The organism is Rhizobium sp. B21/90, assembly GCF_019355815.1.
Taxonomy (GTDB): Bacteria; Pseudomonadota; Alphaproteobacteria; order Rhizobiales; family Rhizobiaceae; genus Rhizobium; species Rhizobium rhododendri.
On sequence record NZ_CP072162.1, the window covers coordinates 272,226 to 290,191 of the forward strand.

Sequence of the window (17,966 nt, forward strand, 5' to 3'; positions counted from 1 at the left end):
GCTAGCCGAAATCGATGGCATGAAGGTGGGTGCCATGCCGCTTCAGCCAGGCTTTTGCTTCTTCCATGTGCGGGCAAAGCTCTTTGCACAGCGCCCAGAAGCGGGGGCCGTGGTTCATTTCCTTCAAGTGCGCCACCTCGTGGGCAGCCAGATAGTCGATGACTTCGGGCGGCGCCATCAGGATCCGCCAGGAAAAGCTGAGATTGCCCTGCGACGAACAGGAGCCCCAGCGGCTGCGCGTATCCTTCATGGTGATCGATGCCACATCGGCGCGGATGGTGCCGGCGTGCAATTTCACCAGGCGTTCCAGATCGGCGCGCGCTTCCTTCTTCAGGAAGGCTGCAATGCGCCGCCCGGCATGCTCCGGCATTCCGCTGACACGCAGGATGCGCTCGCCGTCCAGTTCGAGGATTTCGGTGATGCCACGCAGGCTGCCTGAATGCTCAACCTGGTGGGGCACTCCACGGATCAGGATCTCGCTGCCATCGCGCAGCTTCGCATCAGGCTCGAACTTCGACAACTTGGTGATGAGCCAGCCCTGGTGGCGGTCGAGAAAGGCGTTGATCTCGCGCGGCGGCACGCCATGCGGCACGGTCATCTTCAAGGCGCGGCCACCCGGCTCGATGCGCAGTGTAATACGGGTAGCGCGCTCGTGCTTGCGGATCGTCAGCGGCATCTGCCTTCCTGCAAGGTCGAGCGTCCTCGTCTCCGGAGCAGGCGGCGGCCGGGCAGTCTTGCGGACTTTTGAAAGAAGCGGAAACATCGATCCGGTTTATATGATTCGCTGCAGCGTCTTGCAAAGAAAAACCGGCATCTCGCGATGCCGGCTGTCGAATGCGTCAGGAGGTTCGGAACTCCTGGCCGGAGCCCTGATCCGTGCGTCGCGCCGCTGTGCGGTCACGCATGAAGCGGTCGAACTCTTCCTGGTCTTTGGCGCGGCGCAATTCCCGCACGTAGTTGTCGAAGTCGGCGCGGGTCTCGTCGAGCCTGCGGCGCTCCTGGTCCAGGCGGTCGAGTTCTGCCTGGCGCCAGTCGTCAAAAGCGACGTTCTCGCTGTTGAACTGCTGACGGTAACGACGGCCGTTGCGGCGGAAACCGCTGAACATGCCATCGGCTGCCTGGTTGACGTCCCGTTTGAAGCCTCTCAGGCGATCGCCGAAGAGGATGTATGCGAGCATAGCAAGACCGAGCGGCCAGAAAACCACGAAGCCCAGGACCATGAGCGCGATGGTCGCCGGGGTCCACTCCGGCCGAATCAATGCTGACTGATTCATCGTGAAATACCTCGTAAGGCGGCCGGCTGAATGCCGGAGCCGCTCAAATCGATGTGGTAATAACGGGCTCCGGCTTCAATAAGGAAGTGCTTTAAAATCGCAAATACTCATCATTCCGGATCGAAAATCCCGTTTTTCGCGCCTAGGCCGTTTTTGAGCCCTTGGCCTTCCGCTTCGGGACATCGGCAGTTCTCGAGTGCGCCTTGGCAAAAGCCAGGATGCGCGGCGCTATTTCGCGGCGGAAGCGAGAGCCATTGAAGACACCGTAGTGACCGACATCTGGCTGCAAATAGTGCATGCGCATCGCGTCGGGGATGTTGCTGCAGATTGTCTGCGCTGCCTGGGTCTGGCCGACGCCGGAGATGTCGTCGTTTTCGCCCTCGACCGTCAAGAGCGCCACCTTGCGGATCGCAGATGGATCGACGCGGTGACCACGATGGTGCAACTCGCCCTTCGGCAAGGCGTGTTTCATGAACACCTGCTCGACCGTCTGCAGGTAGAACTGCGAGGTCAAGTCCATGACCGCCAGATACTCGTCATAAAACTCGCGATGCTTTTCGGGCTCCCCGTCGTTCTTGACGAGGTGCATGAAGAAATCCTTCTGGGCAATGACGTGCCGGTCGAGGTTCATCGACATGAAGCCGGAAAGCTGCAGGAAGCCCGGATACACCGACCGCCCAAAGCCCGGCAGCGGCCACGGAACGTTCATCACCACATTATCGGCAAACCACTCGATGGGCTTGTCCATGGCGAGCTTGTTGACACCGGTCGGATTGATGCGCGTATCGATCGGACCGCCCATCAGCGTCATGGACGCGGGCGACAGCGGATCGCCAGCCTCTTCCATGAGGGCGGCTGCAGCGAGCACCGGCACGGATGGCTGACAAACGGCCACGACATGGGTATCCTGTCCGAGGTGATGCAGCATGGCGACGATATAGTCGATGTAGTTGTCGAGATCGAAGTCGCCCTCTTCGACGGGTATCATTCGGGCATCGGTCCAGTCGGTGATATAGACATCGGCGCCGGGCAACAGCGCCTCCACCGTACCGCGCAGCAACGTCGCGTAATGGCCGGACATCGGCGCCACGATCAGGATCCGCGGATCGGACGGACGGGGGACTGGCAGGTCCCTTTCGAAATGGAGCAAACGACAGAACGGCTTCTGCCAGACGACAGCCTCGGTGACGACCACGGGCTTGTCGTCGATGACTGTCTGCGCCAGCCCGAACTCGGGCTTTCCGTAACGCCGCGTGCTGCGCTCGAAGACCTCGAGACTGGCAGATATCGTCCTGCCGAACGCGGTTTCGGCCATGGGATTGAGCGGATTATCGTAAGCCTGGCGCATCATGCCGGCAGCAGCCCGGAAGGGCGCCATGACCGCATGGTTTAGTTCGTAGAGATGATAGTACATGACCGACATTACCTTTTCGACTGCGGCCGAAAGAATGGCTGGTCCTTCGTGCGGATCAGCGGCAGTATTATCGAGGTCCCTATCACATTCTGCCAAAGTTAGACACAGTTGAGTGCCTATAAATTAAAATGCCGGAGAATTGATCTCCGGCATGGTGTGGTTTGTGGTCGTTGAACTTAAACGTCCGCGGCGAACGTCTGGCGCTGGTCGCCGAGACCTTCGATGCCTAGTTCGACCACGTCGCCGGCCTTCAGGTAAGTCGGCGGCTTCATTCCCATTCCGACGCCTGGGGGCGTACCGGTCGAGATGACGTCGCCCGGCTGCAGCGACATGAACTGGCTGAGGTAGGAAACCAGGTGTGCGACGCCGTAGACCATCGTCTTGGTCGATCCATCCTGCATAGTTTTGCCGTTGACTTTCAGCCACATGCCGAGATTTTGCGGATCGGCAACTTCATCCTTCGTGACCAGCCAGGGGCCGATCGGGCCGAATGTGTCGCAGGACTTTCCCTTGGTCCACTGGCCGGAGCGCTCCGTCTGGAAAGCGCGCTCCGAGACGTCATGCGAAACGCAGTAGCCGGCGACATAATCGAGTGCGTCGGCTTCGCTGACATACTTAGCCGTCTTGCCGATGACGACGCCGAGTTCGACTTCCCAGTCTGTTTTTTCAGAGCCGCGCGGAATGAGAACCGTGTCATTCGGACCAGCGATGGCGGAAGTGGCCTTCATGAATATGATCGGCTCAGGCGGCACAGTTGCGCCGGTCTCTGCGGCGTGGTCCGAAAAATTGAGACCGATGCAGATGAACTTGCCGGTACCCGCGACGCAAGCGCCGATACGGCCTGCTGCCAGTTCCGGTAATGTGGCGGGATCGATCTGGGCAAGCTTTGCCAGGCTATCCGGATGGATCGCCTCTCCGCCGATATCGGCAACATGCGCCGACAGATCGCGGATCTTGCCTTCCTTGTCCAGGAGGGCCGGCTTTTCCTTGCCGGGCTCGCCGACTCGCATCAGTTTCATCGTATTGTCCTTCCTGCCATGTCTTCAGAAGCGCGTTTCGCCATATATGAACGAAACATTCACCTGTGTCACCCGTGGATTGCGTGTCGAACTTTACGCCGACAGCCCGTGAAGGCAACCGGCAAAGCGACGCGATGGGAAAGGATATATCACTTGCCTAAGTGTAATATCCGATGGCTTGGCAATCAGAACAGCTCTTTGAGCGCGGGGCCAACCGGAACGATGCCGGATGGATTGAGCGTCTCTATCGAGTAATATCCACGCTTGATGTGGTCGAAACTTACCGTTTCCGCGATGCCGGGCCAATCGAGCATGCTGCGGCAGAAAGCGCTGAGATTTGAGTAATCGGAGAGGCGCCTGAGATTGCATTTGAAAATGCCGTGATAGGCGACATCGAAGCGCACCAGCGTCACGAACAGACGGATATCTGCTTCAGTCGGGTGATCGGCAAAGAGGAAGCGCTTGCCTTCTAACTGGAGTTCGGCCCAATCCAGACAGTCGAAGACATCCCGGAAACCTTCCTCGTAGGCGAGCTGCGTCGTCGCAAAGCCGGTCCGATAGACGCCGTTGTTGAGCGACGGGTAGATCCGCGCATTGAAGGCGTCGATCTCTTCGCGCCGGTCATTCGGATAAAGATCGGTCGAGAGGGTTGCGAGACCGCCAAAGCCGTCATTCATCATCCGCAGGATGTCGGACGATTCATTGTTGACGATGGTGTTCATCCGGGTATCCCAGAGGACGGGAACTGTCGCCCTTCCGGTAAAATGCGGATCAGCCATGGTATAGAGTTCGTGGATATAGCGGGCACCGTTGACGCTGTCCTCGGTCGCGCCGGGATAGTCGCCGAATTGCCAGCCCTGCTTTGTGAGGGCAGGTTCGACGATGGAGATATCGATGGCAGCTTCCAGGCTCTTCATCGCCCGGCCAATCAGCGTCCGAGATGCCCAGGGGCAGATCAGCGCAACATAAAGGTGATAGCGGCCCGGTTCGGCAGCAAACCCACCGGTACCGGTCGGGCCGGCGCTGCCATCCGGCGTCACCCAGTTTCGAAAGCTGGACGTCTGGCGGACAAAGCCACCCTTTTCGTCCTTTGCCTGCACCGGCTGCCAATCTTCCGTCCACTTTCCGTCGACCAGCATGTTCTTCTCCTTCGCGTGCGAGAATTGCTGTTCTACCCGGTCCCTGCGAAGGCCACATCACACATTGTTGAAACAGACCGTCACCCTTGCGCCATCCGCAGAAGCGCTGGCGATCTGGACTATGGCGGGCGGCACGCTATACATCGTCGGGCACTCCATCCAAACACAAGCGCTGCTCCCAGCGCAGACCGTTTCAGAGAGAAAAACCATGACAAGCAGCAACAGCCGCGAATCCAACCATCCGATCGACGCCCTTTTCCTGGATCGCTGGTCGCCCCGTGCATTCAACAACGAGACCATGCCGGAAGCAGATCTGCTGACGATCCTCGAAGCCGGCCACTGGGCAGCCTCCTCCTACAACCACCAGCCCTGGCGTTTCGTCTACGCGCTGCGCGGCTCGGAGCAGTGGGACACGTTCCTCAGCCTGCTGATCGACTTCAACCAGAGCTGGGTTAAGTCTGCATCCGCGCTGCTGTTCATCGTTTCCCGCACGCATTCCGGCGAACTCGGTGCCGACGACCAGAAGCCGATCTACAGCCACTCCTTCGACGCCGGCACCGCATCGGGCTACATTGCCCTGCAGGCCCATCTCTCCGGCTATGAAGCGCACGGCATGACCGGCGTTCACTTCGACAAGGTACCGGGCGTACTCGGCATTCCGGACGGTTTCCGCGTCGAATGCGCCGTCGCCATCGGCAAGATCGGCGACAAGAACCAGCTGCCTGAAGGCCTGCGCGAACGCGAAGTCCCGAGCCCGCGCAAGCCGCTGGCCGAGGTCGCCTTCAACGGCAAGTTCATCGCCAAGTAATCCCTGATCCCGACAAAACGAAGCCCGCGCTGCAGATTTGCGGCGCGGGCTTTTCCATGTCTGGTCGCTGGTAGATTAGATGTCGAGGTTGGCGACGTTGAGCGCATTGTCCTGGATGAACTCGCGGCGCGGCTCGACTTCATCGCCCATAAGCCGGGCAAACAGGCTGTCGGCATCGACGGCGTCGTTGACGCGAACCTGCAGCAGCGAGCGCACGTTCGGATCGAGCGTCGTTTCCCAGAGCTGCTCGGCATTCATTTCACCGAGGCCCTTGTAGCGTTGCATCGACAGACCCTTGCGGCCGCTGGCAAAGACGGCTTCCAGCAGCGCACGGGCGCCCGAGATTTCCGTTTCGCCGTCTCTCCGCACCAATTTCGGCGGCACGTCGTAGATTTCCTTCAGGCGTGGGCCGAGCTGGTCGATATGGCGGGCATCGGACGAGCCGATCAGCGCCATGTCGAGGGTGATGACTTCCTTGACCCCGCGCACGGTGCGTTCCAGACGCAAGCCGCCCTCGTCGGTCATGTCGCCGATCCAGCCACGTTCCGTTTCTTCGGCAATAATGTCCAGACGACGGGCAACTTCGGCAACGATCGTCGCGGCCCGGGCGGGATCGCTGACCACGTCTGCATTGAGCGCGCCGGCAATTGCCGCCTGCTCTACGACGGCGCGGTTATAACGGGAATGCAGGTTTTCGAGCAGGGCTCTCAGACGCAGCGCGTCCTGAATGACTTCGCGCAGATCCTGGCCGGAGCGGACTTCGCCGCTGCCGAGCCGCAGGCTGGCGTCGTCGAGGCCCTGGCCGATCAGATATTCTTCCAGCGCCTTCTCGTCCTTCAGATACTGGATCGATTTGCCGCGCGACACTTTGTAGAGCGGCGGCTGGGCGATGTAGATGTGGCCGCGCTCGATCAGCTCCGGCATCTGGCGGAAGAAGAAGGTCAGCAGCAGCGTGCGAATATGGGCGCCGTCGACGTCGGCGTCCGTCATGATGATGATCTTGTGGTAGCGCAGCTTGTCGGCGTTGAACTCGTCCTTGCCGATGCCGGTGCCGAGCGCGATGATCAGCGTACCGATTTCCTGGCTGCCGAGCATCTTGTCGAAGCGTGCACGCTCGACATTGAGGATCTTGCCTCGCAGCGGCAGGATCGCCTGGTTTTCGCGCGAACGACCCTGCTTGGCCGAGCCGCCGGCGGAATCCCCTTCAACGAGGAAGACTTCGGACTTGGTAGGGTCACGCTCTGAGCAGTCGGCGAGCTTGCCCGGCAGCGAGGCGATGTCGAGGGCGCCCTTGCGGCGCGTGAGTTCGCGGGCCTTCTTGGCGGCTTCGCGGGCCATGGCGGCTTCCGCGACCTTGCCAATCAGGATCTTGGCCTCGGTCGGATGTTCTTCGAGCCAGGTACCGAGCGCCTCGTTGACCAGGCTTTCGACGACCGGGCGAACTTCCGAGGAAACCAGCTTGTCCTTGGTCTGGGAGGAGAACTTCGGATCCGGGACCTTAACCGAGAGCACGGCTGTCAGGCCTTCGCGGCAGTCGTCTGCCGTCAGGGTCACCTTCTCGCGCTTGCTGATGCCGGAGGTCTCGCCGTAGGAGGTGATCTGACGGGTCAGGGCGCCACGGAAACCGGCCATATGGGTGCCGCCGTCGCGCTGCGGGATGTTGTTGGTGAAGCAGAGTACGTTCTCGTGGTAGCTGTCGTTCCACCACATCGCCACTTCGACGACGATGCCGTCCTTTTCGCCACGGATGGCAACGGGCTTGTCGACCAGCGGCTTCTTGGCGCGATCGAGATAGACGACGAAGGCTTCGAGGCCGCCGTCATAAAGCATTTCCACCTGTTTGACGTCTGAATGACGTTTGTCGGTGAGCAGGATGCGGACGCCGGAATTGAGGAAGGCGAGTTCGCGCAGCCGGTGCTCGAGCGTCGCGAAGTCGAACTCGATCATCGTGAAGGTTTCGGTGCTGGGCTGGAAGGTGACTTCCGTCCCGGTTTCGCCGCCGCTGTCGCCAAGCGTCACCAGAGGTGCGTCGGCGACGCCGTGGGTGAAGCTGATCTCGTGGATCTTGCCCTGGCGCTTGATGCGCAACTTGAGCCAGACCGACAGCGCGTTGACGACGGAGACGCCGACGCCATGCAGACCGCCGGACACCTTGTAGGAGTTCTGGTCGAATTTGCCGCCGGCGTGCAGCTGGGTCATGATCACTTCGGCAGCGGATATGCCCTCGCCGGTGTGGATATCCGTCGGGATACCACGACCATTGTCGGTCACCGTCACCGAGCCGTCGGGGTTGAGCGTTACGGTTACCAGGTCGGCGTGACCACCGAGCGCTTCGTCGATGGCGTTGTCGACAACTTCGTAGACCATGTGATGCAGGCCGGAGCCGTCATCCGTGTCGCCGATATACATGCCGGGCCGCTTGCGCACGGCATCGAGGCCCTTCAGGACCTTGATGGAGTCAGCGCCATATTCAGGATTGGCGGCATTTTCGGTCGCGGGAATATCGGTCATGGCTTGAAGTCTTTCGTGTTATCGCAGGTCGCGACGATCCTTGCGAATCATCGTTTTTCCTCCCCGAACTATAGGGGTATTTCATAGTCAATGCCAAATACATGGCCCCGAAAATACCTATAAAGCAGGGGATTAAGGCTGATTTCAGCCAGTTTTCCGAGCCTTTTCGAGGATGGCCTCCAGTGCTTCTACAGCATCCTGGTCGAGAAAGCGAAATTGTCCGGCAAGGCGATTGGCGAGCGCCGTATATTGCGGCGCCATCCCCGCCGTGTCGATCACGACACGCGGGTCGGAACCGCGCGCCAGCATGAACAGCTCCTCGGCCTCGTCCCAGATGATATTGAAATAGCCGGCAATCCTTTGCAGCATGACGAAGGTCGGGAGACCCCGTTTGCCGTGTTCCAGCGCCGAGAGGTAGGCGGGCGTCACGTCGAGCGCGGCCGCCATTTCCTTCTGCGTCACGCCCTTGCGTTCGCGGAGCTTGCGCACCGCTTCGCCGAATGGCGTCATGGCGCATCTCCCGGACGCCTTGCCAGGCGGATATAGAGGGCGCCTTCGCCGCCGTGATGCTGGGCCGCCGTTTCATAGGACGAGATGAGATAGCGGAAGTCGGGCTTGGAGAACCACAAGGGTGCTGCCCGCTTCAGAGCGCCTTCGCTGCCCATCGAGCTTCCCTTGCCTGTTATGACCAGCACATGGCGCAGACCGCGCATATGGGCCCGAACCAGGAAATCGAGCAGCAGATCATGCGCCTCGTCCTGGTAGAGGCCGTGCAGGTCGATCCTTGCTTCCAGCGGAAGCCGGCCCTTGGCGATCTTGCGCTTCACCGGCCGCTCGAGCGGATGGTGCTTGCTGGCGGACGGCTGCGGCTTTTGCGGCATCGGCAGGGGTTGTTGCGAAATCGGCATCTTCGGAGGCGGAGGTGATGATACATCGCGCTGCGCTTCGGCGGCCTGCTGCTCGGTCAGAAAGATATCGAGCGCCTGCATCTCGGCCATATGCTGCGGCAGCGGCCGGGTACTCTTGGCGACCTTGCTCCAGAGAATGCGTTCCTCCGGGCTGAGCTTGCGGTCCTTCGCCATCAGCTGAACCTCGCGGCAGCCGCCCTGGGCACGAGAATGTAGAAATCGGCGTCATGACGGACGGTGCCCGCCAGTTCTCCGGCTTCATAGCCCGAGCCGGTGAAGATGTCGCCACGTGCGGGGCCGACAATTGCCGAACCGGTGTCGAGCGCCAGCATCAGCCGCTGGAACGGTCCGCCGTTGTCCAGGTGGGTGAGGCTTTCCGAGCGGATGAAGAAGGGGAAGCCGAAGGTATGGATCAGCCTGTCAACGGCGAGCGCCCGGCCCGCCACCAGCGGCACCTTGGCCGCTGCGATTGGCCCGGCCTGCGGATCGGCGACATCGGCCTCGCGGAAGAAAATGTAGGAGCGATTGTGTGAGAGAACCTCGTCGACTTCTCCCGGATGGGCGTAGAGCCAGTCCCGGATCGTCTGCATCGAGATCGTCGCGCGGTCCAGTTCGCCACGGTCGATCAGCAGCCGACCGACAGCCGAGAACGGATGGCCGGCCTTGGCGGCATAAGTGATACGGCAGAGCGTTCCATCCGGATAGCGCAGCCGCGCGGCACCCTGGACATGCACGAAGAACACATCGACGCTGGATTTGGCCCAGGCTATCTCAAGGCCTTTGCCCGCAAGATAGCCAGAGGTGATCTCGCCGCGGTCCGGATAGGCATCGATCTCGCCATACCTCAGACGCGCGAACATGTAGGACGCGTCCAGCCCGGCCGGTCGGTTGCTGTCGTCGAGATCGACCAAATCGTCCGGGCGGCGGTAGAAGGGATAGCAATAGACGGCATCCGGTGTTGCGGACACTTCTATCTCCGGCTCGAAGAATGCCGTGACGAACCCGCTCCGGTCTCCGCTTCGGCGTATGAAAAACGGCTGGCAATTGGCTTCGAAAAAAGCCCTGGCCTCTGCTGCGTCGGCTGGCTCGATGTCATTTGCCGCTTCCAGCAGCGGCAGCAGGTCCGCCGTCGTCAGCCCGAGCGACCCGGCTCGGTAGGACTTTGTCTCAGTGACGTGCCGATAACAGGCCCGCATGGCATCGAAAAGGCCGGAGGGATCGTCATCCCCCCAGCCTTTCAGATCGTCAAAGGTTGTCGGCTCCAGCAAAAAATCGTCGGATCGGACACTCATTGTTCGGATTCGGTCGCCACAAGTTTCCAGTTCGGATCGCGCGAGCGCGTGTCGCGTGCGAATGTCCAGAGGTCGCTGACTTCCGACACCTGCTCTGCATCGCCATCGACCAGCACGTCGGCCTTGTCGTATGTCGCCGATATCATCTGGCTGACGATGCGAATGGTGACCAATGCATCGGTCTCCTTGACCTCGGCACTCACGATATCGCTCCGGTCGATGCCGACGAAGCTGGACTTGACCCTCTCACCGCGTGCTTCTCGATCGGCGATCGCTGCGTCGAAGCCCTCGTAGACCTCATTGGACAGCAGACCCTTCAGCGCCTTCCGGTCGCCATCGGCAAAAGCCATGACGATCATCTCGTAGGCCATGCGGGCGCCCTTGACGAACTCCTTCGGATCGAAGGACGGGTCGATCTTCACCACTTCGCGCAGCTGCGCGTTCAGCGGCGTTTCAGGCTTGGCGAAGGCGTCGACGGCTGCAAAGCGATTTTCGTCATCGACGGCGTCGCGACGCGGCAGGGTAACGACTTTGCCGGTATCCGGTGCATCGGGACCTTTGACAGCATCGCGCGGAGTGTACAGATCACGCGGCGGCTTCTCGGTGCCCGTGCGGCGACCAAGCACGCTGCGCAACTGAAGGAAGATCAGCACCGCTGCGACCAGAAAGAAAATCGTCACAAAGTCATTCGAACCCATATCGCTCCGGCACCACTGTTCACATTCGAAGTTTCAACACCCATATAGTCAGCATAATGCCATCATTCAAATAGCAGGTCCTCATCTTTGTGATCTGCTATGCTGAACGGCAGCCGAGTTACTCATTCGAGGAAGAGACCATGCGCCTTTCGCTTCTGCCTGCCTTCGTCCTGCTGCTCCCCCTGGTGGAGATCGCCGGCTTCGTCGTGGTCGGCAAGGCGATCGGTATCTGGGCCACGCTCGGCCTCGTCGTCCTCAGTGTTGTTGTCGGCGCTTTCCTGCTCCGGTCCCAAGGATTGAGCATCCTGAGGCGGCTCTCGATGGCAAGCCGCGACGGCGCAGCGCCTGCCCGCGATCTCGTGCATGGTGCGATGGTGGTGGTGGCTGCGTTCCTGCTGCTGGTACCCGGCTTTTTCACGGACATCCTCGGCCTGCTTCTCTTCATTCCTGGCGTGCGCGATCTCGCTTGGAAGTTTCTCAGCCGCCGCATCGTCATCCTGGGGTCTTCGCCGGCGTTCAATCGCTCGCGCGGCGCGCCGGAAAAGCCGAACAGCTCGGGGCCCGTGGTCGATCTCGACGCAGATGATTTTCGGCGCGGCCCGAATCCAGGCTCTCCGTGGTCCGATCACAAGCGTCTGAAGGACTGAGCGCCCCTGTTTTGGGCCGGCTGCCGAAGGGTTGTAAGCCCCGGCATGAAATGTTAGATGGCGACACCATTTTGAGCCGCGAGGAAGTGCCATGGCCGACGAAATCAACGGCGAGACCGCCCCCAGCCTATCCGTTCTTGCCCAGTACACGAAGGATCTGTCCTTCGAAAATCCCGGTGCGCCGCGCTCGCTGCAGTCCCGCGACAAGCCGCCGGAAATCAATATCAACGTCAACGTCAATGCCAACCCGCTCTCTGACACCGATTTCGACGTCGTGCTGACGCTGAATGCCGATGCCAAGGATGATGGCAAGACCGTATTCCACACCGAGCTGGTTTATGGCGGCGTTTTCCGGGTCGTTGGCTTTCCGCAGGAGCATATGCTGCCACTGCTGTTCATCGAATGCCCACGCCTGCTGTTCCCGTTCGCGCGCCAGATCATTGCCGACGTCACCCGCAACGGCGGCTTCCCGCCGCTTATCATCGACCCGATCGATTTCGCGACGATGTTCACCCAGCGCGTTGCCGAAGAACAGACACGTGCGCAGGTCAGCTCCGTTCCGAACTGATCCTCGATCGATATCATGAGACATGTGCCCGGCTTGTCCGGGCATTTTTTATATCTATCAGGCAGAACCGTATTTCAGCCAAATGCTCTTTTCTCCGAGCTTGGCGAGCAGCGCCCGATGTGCTTCGCGCTCCAGATCGCTTACCCTGTCCGGCAGCGGAGATGGTCTCGCAAGCACCGCGACAACCACGTCGTCATTTTCCATCCGGTTATCTGAACCGCTCTGGCCGCCTTTATCGGAGCTGAGACCCAGGGCAGTCTGCCGGCCACCGATCATCTCGATATAGACTTCGGCCAGCAATTCCGAGTCGAGCAGCGCGCCGTGCTTGGTGCGGTGGGTATTGTCGATGCCATAACGGCGGCAGAGGGCATCGAGAGAATTCGGACCCATCGGGTTTTTGCGACGGGCAAGAGACAGGGTGTCGATAACCATCTCAGGCAGGATCGACGGCATACCGAGACGCGCCAGCTCTGCGTTGATAAAGCCCATGTCGAAGTTTGCATTGTGGGCGATCCACTTGGCGTCGCCAAAGAATTCGAGCATCGGTCCGGCGACGTCGGCAAAGGGTGGCTTGTCGGCGAGGAACTCGTCGGTAATGCCGTGCACCGCCAGCGCGTCCGGATGGACTTTCTGGCCGGCCGGATTGACGTACATGTGAAAGGTGCGTCCCGTCGGAAAATGGTTGAACAGTTCGACGCCACCGATTTCGATGATGCGGTCGGTGCGGCTGTCGAGGCCTGTCGTTTCCGTATCGAAGATGATTTCGCGCATGTCACAAATCCCTGTCCGTCGTGCCCGCCCTCAAGGCGGCAATGATCGCCGCGACCTGGCTGCGGGCCGCCTCGATACCGTTTCCGGTATCGATCAAGAAATCCGCCCTCGCGCGCTTGTCGGCGTCCGGCATCTGCCGAGAGAGAATCATATTGAACTTCTCCTCCGTCATGCCCGGTCGCGCAAGAACCCTTTGGCGCTGAAGCTGTGGATCACAAGTAACGACGACGATGCGATCGACGCGATCCGCGCTTGCCGTTTCGAACAACAGGGGAATGTCGAGCACAACGATATCGGCGCCGGCCAGGGCCTGCTCACCCAGGAATGCCAGTTCGCGGCGGCGCACCAGCGGATGGACTATGGCTTCGAGTGTCTTGAAGCCAGCCGGGTTGGCCGCCAGCTGCCTAGACAACAACTGCCGGTCAACGATACCGCCTGCAACGGTTCCCGGAAAAGCTCCCTCGATCAAAGGTGCCGCCTCGCCCGCGTACAGTTCGTGCACCGCCTTGTCGGCATCGTTGACCGGAATGCCGGCATCGGCAAACAGCCTGGCCGTTGTCGTCTTGCCCATGCCGATCGAGCCCGTCAGGCCAAGCCGGATCATTTGTGCGCTTCCATGTCTGCGATAACCAACTGCCGCAGACGGTCATCAACCTCAGGGCGCTGGCCAAACCACTTTTCAAATCCCGGCACCGCCTGGTGTAGCAGCATGCCGAGACCATCGACCGTGGCGATTCCCTGCCGTTCGGCTTGGACAAGAATTTCCGTCTTCAGCGGCACGTAGACGATATCTGTGGCAACGGCGTCCCTCGCCATCGTCGTGAAATCGATTGCTGGCACCGGGCCTCCTCCATCCATGCCAAGGGAGGTGGTATTGATGAACAAGCCCGCCGACTGCATGACCTCGCGCAAAGCCTTTTCCGGATGGGCATGGACGCTGGGACCGAACCTGTCGGCAAGTTCGCGGGCGCGATCCAGGGTGCGGTTGACCACATGGATCGTACCGATGCCACGGTTGCGGACCGCCTGGATGATGGCGCGGCTTGCGCCACCGGCGCCGAGAACGACGGCGGTTTCCACCTTGTCCCACCCGGGGTGGCGGGCATCGAGATTGGCGACGAAGCCGTGGCCATCGGTATTGGTGGCCATGAGCTGGCCGTTTTCCAGCCACAGCGTGTTGGCGGCGCCGAGCTCTTGCGCCAATTCGTCCGGCCGATCAGCCAGCGCGAATGCCTGCTCCTTGTGCGGGATCGTGACGTTGCCACCGACAAAGCCAGCGGTGCCATCCTTCAGCGATGCGATGAAGCCGGGAAAATCTGCCGGGGACACGGCGTGAGCCTGATAGTTGCCGGCGATGCCCAGTGTTTTAAGCCAGTGTCCATGGATGAGCGGCGAGCGGGAATGGCTGACGGGATAGCCTGTGACGAAGGCACGCCGGCCGATTGTTTCACGTGAATCATCCATCGATTGCCTCCAGGGCCCGCAATTCGGCGAGCAGCGGCAGCATGGGAAGGCCGAGGATCGTAAAGTAGTCGCCGTCTATCCGCGAGAACAACTGTATCCCCTCGCCTTCCAGCTGATAGGCCCCGACGCTACCGAGCGCCTTGTCGCCGACCCTGCCGATATGCCGATGGATAAAAGCGGGTGTGAGCGTCCGCATTGTCAATTCGGCATGGGACAGGTGCTCCCAGAGGATGTCGCCATCCCTTGCGATCGCGACGGCACTGTTTAACCGGTGGGTTTTTCCCGAGAGGGCCAGCAAATGGGCCTCTGCCTCGGCACTATCCTTCGGCTTGTGAAACACGCGAGAGCCGAGTGACATCGTCTGGTCCGAACCGATGACCAGCGAACCATGGTGGCTTTCGCTGACAGCGACAGCCTTGGCCTTGGCGAGAACCAGCGCAATGGCGTCCGGGCCGGCGCCGGCTTTTTCAAGCGGTGCCTCAAGGGCACGTTCGTCGATGCTGGCAGCGATGGATTCGAACCGCAGACCGGCATTTTCCATCAGCATGCGACGAAAGGGGCTGGAGGACGCGAGGATGAGTGGCGATGTCATGGAGTGTCCCTGCGCTATTCGGCAGACTTGCGCTTAGCGCAGCTTCGGTTTGAGGGCAACGATGGCGGCAGCCGTTTCTTCGATCGAGCGCCGGGTCACGTCGATGACAGGCCAGCCGTGCCTGGCGCAAAGCGCACGGGCGTATTTCAATTCCTCGGAGATCGTGGCGCGATCGGTATAATGACCGCGATCGAAGCCGGGCGTGGTGCCGAGGATGCGATTTTCGCGAACCTGCGAAATGCGGTCGGTGGTGGCGATCAAGCCGACGATGAGAGGCTTGGTTGCGGCAGCCAGGCTCGGCGGCAGCGGTACGCCGTAGACGATCGGAATATTGGCGGTCTTGATGCCGCGATTGGCGAGATAGATGCTGGTCGGAGTTTTCGACGTTCGACTGATGCCGACGATGACGACGTCGGCATCATTATAATCATCCGGCATCTGGCCGTCATCATGATCCATGGTGAAATTCAAAGCTTCGATGCGGGCGAAGTAATCCGCATTCATCACATGCTGGGCGCCCACCCTGCGTCGGGAAACGGCGCCGAGATAGGTCTGGAAGACGTTGAGTACCGGTTCGAGCACAGCGACACACGGGACACCCATCGCCTTGCAGCGCTCGTCGATGAGATCGGCAAGTTCGTGATCGACGATAGTATAGAGCACGATACCCGGAGAAGCATCGATCGCCTCGAGCACCGGCAGCAGCTGCCGGCGATTGCGGATCAGCGGATAGACATGCTCGATTGGCTGGCTCGCCTGGAATTGGACCGACGCCGCCCTTCCGGCGGAAATGAGAGTCTCTCCGGTTGAGTCAGATATCAGGTGCAGATGAAAGAAATTTATTCTGTTCTCCACGTTGTTTTCCGTCGTCTGTTGATAACTGGGGAGGAAAATATAATTGGGCATCGTCATGGCAGAGGGGCTGGGATAACTGCCAAGTTGTCCACAATTGCGATTTTGCGGCTTGATGAAAAGAGAGGCTGTGAAGACTGGGGATAAAGAAGCTTCGACCGATTGTCATCCTAACCTTGTCCACAGGATACGCAAATCTACGGTCACGCTAAATGCCAGGGATGATTGATGAAATTCATTCTGTCCCCATATCTCGTCAAGATGCCGCAATTTTCGTCCCGACTATTCCGGGATATGGCAGTCACGGGGACTTCGCTTGGATAAGTGATAATCCTTGATAGTCACCGACTCTTAGAAATAGAAACCTTAAGAAGATCTTTATAATTTTTAGAGGGAAGAGGCATTTGACGGCAGAACGCAGGGCAATTATGAGAGTGTTGGCGGGAGAAACGCTGACACCCCCTCCGATATGGCTGATGCGACAGGCAGGTCGATATCTTCCCGAATATAAGGCAACGAGGGCTCAGGCGGGGAGCTTTCTGGACCTCTGTTACTCGCCGGATCACGCAGTTGAGGTGACGCTGCAGCCGATAAGGCGCTATGGCTTCGATGCTGCGATATTGTTTTCGGATATCCTCGTCATCCCTGACGCCTTGCAGCGGAATGTAAGGTTTACGGAAGGCCACGGACCGCAGATGGATCCGATCGACGAGGCCGGCATTCTGGCTCTTGAACCGAAGGATGTGCTCGAGCACCTGAAGCCTGTGTTTGAAACTGTGCGGCGGCTGCGGGCAGAACTGCCGGGCGAAACGACGCTACTCGGTTTCTGCGGGGCGCCGTGGACGGTGGCGACGTACATGATCGCCGGGCACGGGACACCTGATCAGGCGCCGGCCCGTTTGTTCGGCTATCGCCATCGCAAAGCTTTCGAACACCTGCTGGCAATGCTCGCCGAGCTCTCTGCCGATTATCTCGTGGCGCAAATCGATGCCGGTGCCGACGCGGTGCAGATTTTCGATTCCTGGGCGGGCGTCCTCGGGGAAGCGGAATTCGAGGCATTTGCCGTGGCTCCCGTGGCGCGGATTATCGCTTCGGTAAAGGCGCGCCGTCCTGAGGCGCGGATCATCGCTTTTGCCAAAAATGCAGGCTACATGCTGAAGGATTATCGCCGCAAGACCGGCGCCGATGCCATTGGCCTGGACTGGTCCGTTCCCCTCTCCTTCGCGGCCGAACTGCAGCGGGACGGGCCTATCCAGGGTAACCTTGACCCTATGCGCCTGGTGGCCGGCGGCGATGCGCTGACAGATGGGATAGACCGGATACTGGAGCGGCTTGGCAACGGACCCCTCATATTCAACCTCGGCCATGGAATCACGCCCCAGGCAGATCCTGAAAATGTTGCTGTGCTCGTTGACAGGGTGCGGAGTTTCAAGTTTTGACGATCGACAAGCAGACGGATCAAAAGACGGGACGGACGGCACATAGCCGCGCGCTGTCCGCAATCCTCGTTTTCGTGCTGCTCGCCGTGGCGTTGTTTTACTGGAACCCGGACAATCTCTATCTGTGGATCAAGGCGTTGCATGTCATCGCAGTTATCTCCTGGATGGCCGGGCTGCTCTACATGCCTCGGCTGTTCATCTATCACACCGACGCGGCGCCGGGCTCTGCCCAGTCGGAAACCTTCAAGGTCATGGAGCAGCGGCTGCTCAAGGTGATCATGAATCCTGCAATGATGCTGACCTGGATCTTCGGGCTATACCTTGCCTGGTCGGGGTTTGCGTTCCAGGGTGGTTGGCTGCATGCAAAGATTGGTCTTGTCGTGCTTCTGACTGGTGTCCATGTGTATTTCAGTCGTGCCGTGAAAGCCTTCGCAAAAGACCAGAACACCCGCTCCGCCCGCTATTGGCGTTTTGCTAACGAGGCGCCGACGTTGCTGATGATTGCCATCGTCATCCTCGTCGTGGTCAAACCTTTCGCCTAGAAAAGGCGTCATTTTAAATTTTCGCCAT

20 protein-coding genes are annotated in these 17,966 nt (G+C 60.0%); 5 read left to right on the forward strand and 15 right to left on the reverse strand.

Annotated elements, in window-relative coordinates; translation table 11 throughout:
- Window position 1: 1 nt before the first annotated feature.
- From J5278_RS01260 to J5278_RS01280, 5 genes are all read right to left on the reverse strand, one after another.
- On the reverse strand, window positions 2-763 hold the full coding sequence (locus J5278_RS01260) for a M48 family metallopeptidase (RefSeq protein WP_209185440.1): 762 nt from the start codon (window positions 761-763) through the stop codon (window positions 2-4).
- Between the two features lie 76 nt (window positions 764-839).
- Window positions 840-1,274, reverse strand: coding sequence for a DUF2852 domain-containing protein (locus tag J5278_RS01265; protein ID WP_142828691.1), 435 nt, complete (start codon window positions 1,272-1,274; stop codon window positions 840-842).
- A gap of 142 nt (window positions 1,275-1,416) precedes the next feature.
- A complete protein-coding gene (locus J5278_RS01270) occupies window positions 1,417-2,688 on the reverse strand; it encodes a polyhydroxyalkanoate depolymerase (protein WP_209185485.1) in 1,272 nt (423 codons plus the stop codon).
- A gap of 176 nt (window positions 2,689-2,864) precedes the next feature.
- A complete protein-coding gene (locus tag J5278_RS01275) occupies window positions 2,865-3,707 on the reverse strand; it encodes a fumarylacetoacetate hydrolase family protein (RefSeq protein WP_209185439.1) in 843 nt (280 codons plus the stop codon).
- A gap of 185 nt (window positions 3,708-3,892) precedes the next feature.
- Window positions 3,893-4,846: a glutathione S-transferase family protein gene (locus J5278_RS01280; RefSeq protein ID WP_209185438.1), complete on the reverse strand. Its 954-nt coding sequence runs from the start codon at window positions 4,844-4,846 to the stop codon at window positions 3,893-3,895.
- Between the two features lie 208 nt (window positions 4,847-5,054).
- On the opposite strand from J5278_RS01280, the gene J5278_RS01285 reads away from it, so the two are divergent.
- Window positions 5,055-5,654 (forward strand): nitroreductase family protein, encoded by a 600-nt coding sequence (locus J5278_RS01285; RefSeq protein ID WP_142828697.1) that lies wholly within the window; start codon window positions 5,055-5,057, stop codon window positions 5,652-5,654.
- A 75-nt stretch (window positions 5,655-5,729) separates the two neighbouring features.
- Here the strand turns inward: J5278_RS01285 and gyrB are convergent, their stop codons facing one another.
- The 5 genes from gyrB to J5278_RS01310 all read right to left on the reverse strand — a co-directional run bounded on the left by gyrB (window position 5,730) and on the right by J5278_RS01310 (window position 11,063).
- Window positions 5,730-8,165: a DNA topoisomerase (ATP-hydrolyzing) subunit B gene (gene gyrB / locus J5278_RS01290; RefSeq protein ID WP_142828699.1), complete on the reverse strand. Its 2,436-nt coding sequence runs from the start codon at window positions 8,163-8,165 to the stop codon at window positions 5,730-5,732.
- A 144-nt stretch (window positions 8,166-8,309) separates the two neighbouring features.
- Window positions 8,310-8,675, reverse strand: a complete 366-nt coding sequence (locus tag J5278_RS01295; protein ID WP_142828701.1) for a helix-turn-helix domain-containing protein — start codon at window positions 8,673-8,675, stop codon at window positions 8,310-8,312.
- A complete protein-coding gene (locus J5278_RS01300; protein WP_142828703.1) occupies window positions 8,672-9,247 on the reverse strand; it encodes a Smr/MutS family protein in 576 nt (191 codons plus the stop codon). Before J5278_RS01300 ends, J5278_RS01295 begins: the two co-directional genes overlap by 4 nt.
- A complete protein-coding gene (locus J5278_RS01305; protein ID WP_209185437.1) occupies window positions 9,247-10,365 on the reverse strand; it encodes a murein transglycosylase A in 1,119 nt (372 codons plus the stop codon). The genes J5278_RS01300 and J5278_RS01305 overlap by 1 nt, the downstream gene beginning before the upstream one ends.
- Window positions 10,362-11,063 carry a Tim44/TimA family putative adaptor protein gene (locus tag J5278_RS01310; protein WP_209185436.1) on the reverse strand — a complete coding sequence of 234 codons (702 nt, stop codon included), beginning with the start codon at window positions 11,061-11,063 and terminating at the stop codon, window positions 10,362-10,364. The genes J5278_RS01305 and J5278_RS01310 overlap by 4 nt, the downstream gene beginning before the upstream one ends.
- A gap of 140 nt (window positions 11,064-11,203) precedes the next feature.
- Here J5278_RS01310 and J5278_RS01315 point away from each other — a divergent pair, with 140 nt between their 5' ends.
- Together J5278_RS01315 and secB are read left to right on the forward strand one after the other, a co-directional pair.
- On the forward strand, window positions 11,204-11,710 hold the full coding sequence (locus J5278_RS01315; RefSeq protein WP_142828708.1) for an FxsA family protein: 507 nt from the start codon (window positions 11,204-11,206) through the stop codon (window positions 11,708-11,710).
- A 91-nt stretch (window positions 11,711-11,801) separates the two neighbouring features.
- A complete protein-coding gene (gene secB, locus J5278_RS01320) occupies window positions 11,802-12,278 on the forward strand; it encodes a protein-export chaperone SecB (RefSeq protein WP_111222128.1) in 477 nt (158 codons plus the stop codon).
- A gap of 57 nt (window positions 12,279-12,335) precedes the next feature.
- Here secB and dnaQ read toward each other — a convergent pair whose 3' ends face one another.
- From dnaQ to J5278_RS01345, 5 genes are read right to left on the reverse strand one after another with little or no spacing between them, the layout of a single operon-like run.
- Complete coding sequence (dnaQ, locus tag J5278_RS01325) at window positions 12,336-13,049, reverse strand: DNA polymerase III subunit epsilon (RefSeq protein WP_209185435.1); 714 nt, start codon at window positions 13,047-13,049, stop codon at window positions 12,336-12,338.
- A gap of 1 nt (window position 13,050) precedes the next feature.
- Window positions 13,051-13,653, reverse strand: a complete 603-nt coding sequence (coaE, locus tag J5278_RS01330) for a dephospho-CoA kinase (protein WP_209185434.1) — start codon at window positions 13,651-13,653, stop codon at window positions 13,051-13,053.
- Window positions 13,650-14,513 (reverse strand): shikimate dehydrogenase, encoded by an 864-nt coding sequence (locus J5278_RS01335; RefSeq protein ID WP_209185433.1) that lies wholly within the window; start codon window positions 14,511-14,513, stop codon window positions 13,650-13,652. The genes coaE and J5278_RS01335 overlap by 4 nt, the downstream gene beginning before the upstream one ends.
- Window positions 14,506-15,105 carry a Maf-like protein gene (locus J5278_RS01340; RefSeq protein WP_209185432.1) on the reverse strand — a complete coding sequence of 200 codons (600 nt, stop codon included), beginning with the start codon at window positions 15,103-15,105 and terminating at the stop codon, window positions 14,506-14,508. Before J5278_RS01340 ends, J5278_RS01335 begins: the two co-directional genes overlap by 8 nt.
- Window positions 15,106-15,138: 33 nt before the next feature.
- Window positions 15,139-15,960: a pyruvate, water dikinase regulatory protein gene (locus J5278_RS01345; RefSeq protein ID WP_142828717.1), complete on the reverse strand. Its 822-nt coding sequence runs from the start codon at window positions 15,958-15,960 to the stop codon at window positions 15,139-15,141.
- A 425-nt stretch (window positions 15,961-16,385) separates the two neighbouring features.
- Here J5278_RS01345 and hemE point away from each other — a divergent pair, with 425 nt between their 5' ends.
- On the forward strand, window positions 16,386-17,396 hold the full coding sequence (hemE, locus tag J5278_RS01350; RefSeq protein WP_374108249.1) for a uroporphyrinogen decarboxylase: 1,011 nt from the start codon (window positions 16,386-16,388) through the stop codon (window positions 17,394-17,396).
- The gene (hemJ, locus tag J5278_RS01355; protein WP_247749238.1) at window positions 17,393-17,938 is read left to right on the forward strand and encodes a protoporphyrinogen oxidase HemJ; all 546 of its coding nucleotides are present in this window, start codon (window positions 17,393-17,395) and stop codon (window positions 17,936-17,938) included. The genes hemE and hemJ overlap by 4 nt, the downstream gene beginning before the upstream one ends.
- Window positions 17,939-17,966: the final 28 nt, after the last annotated feature.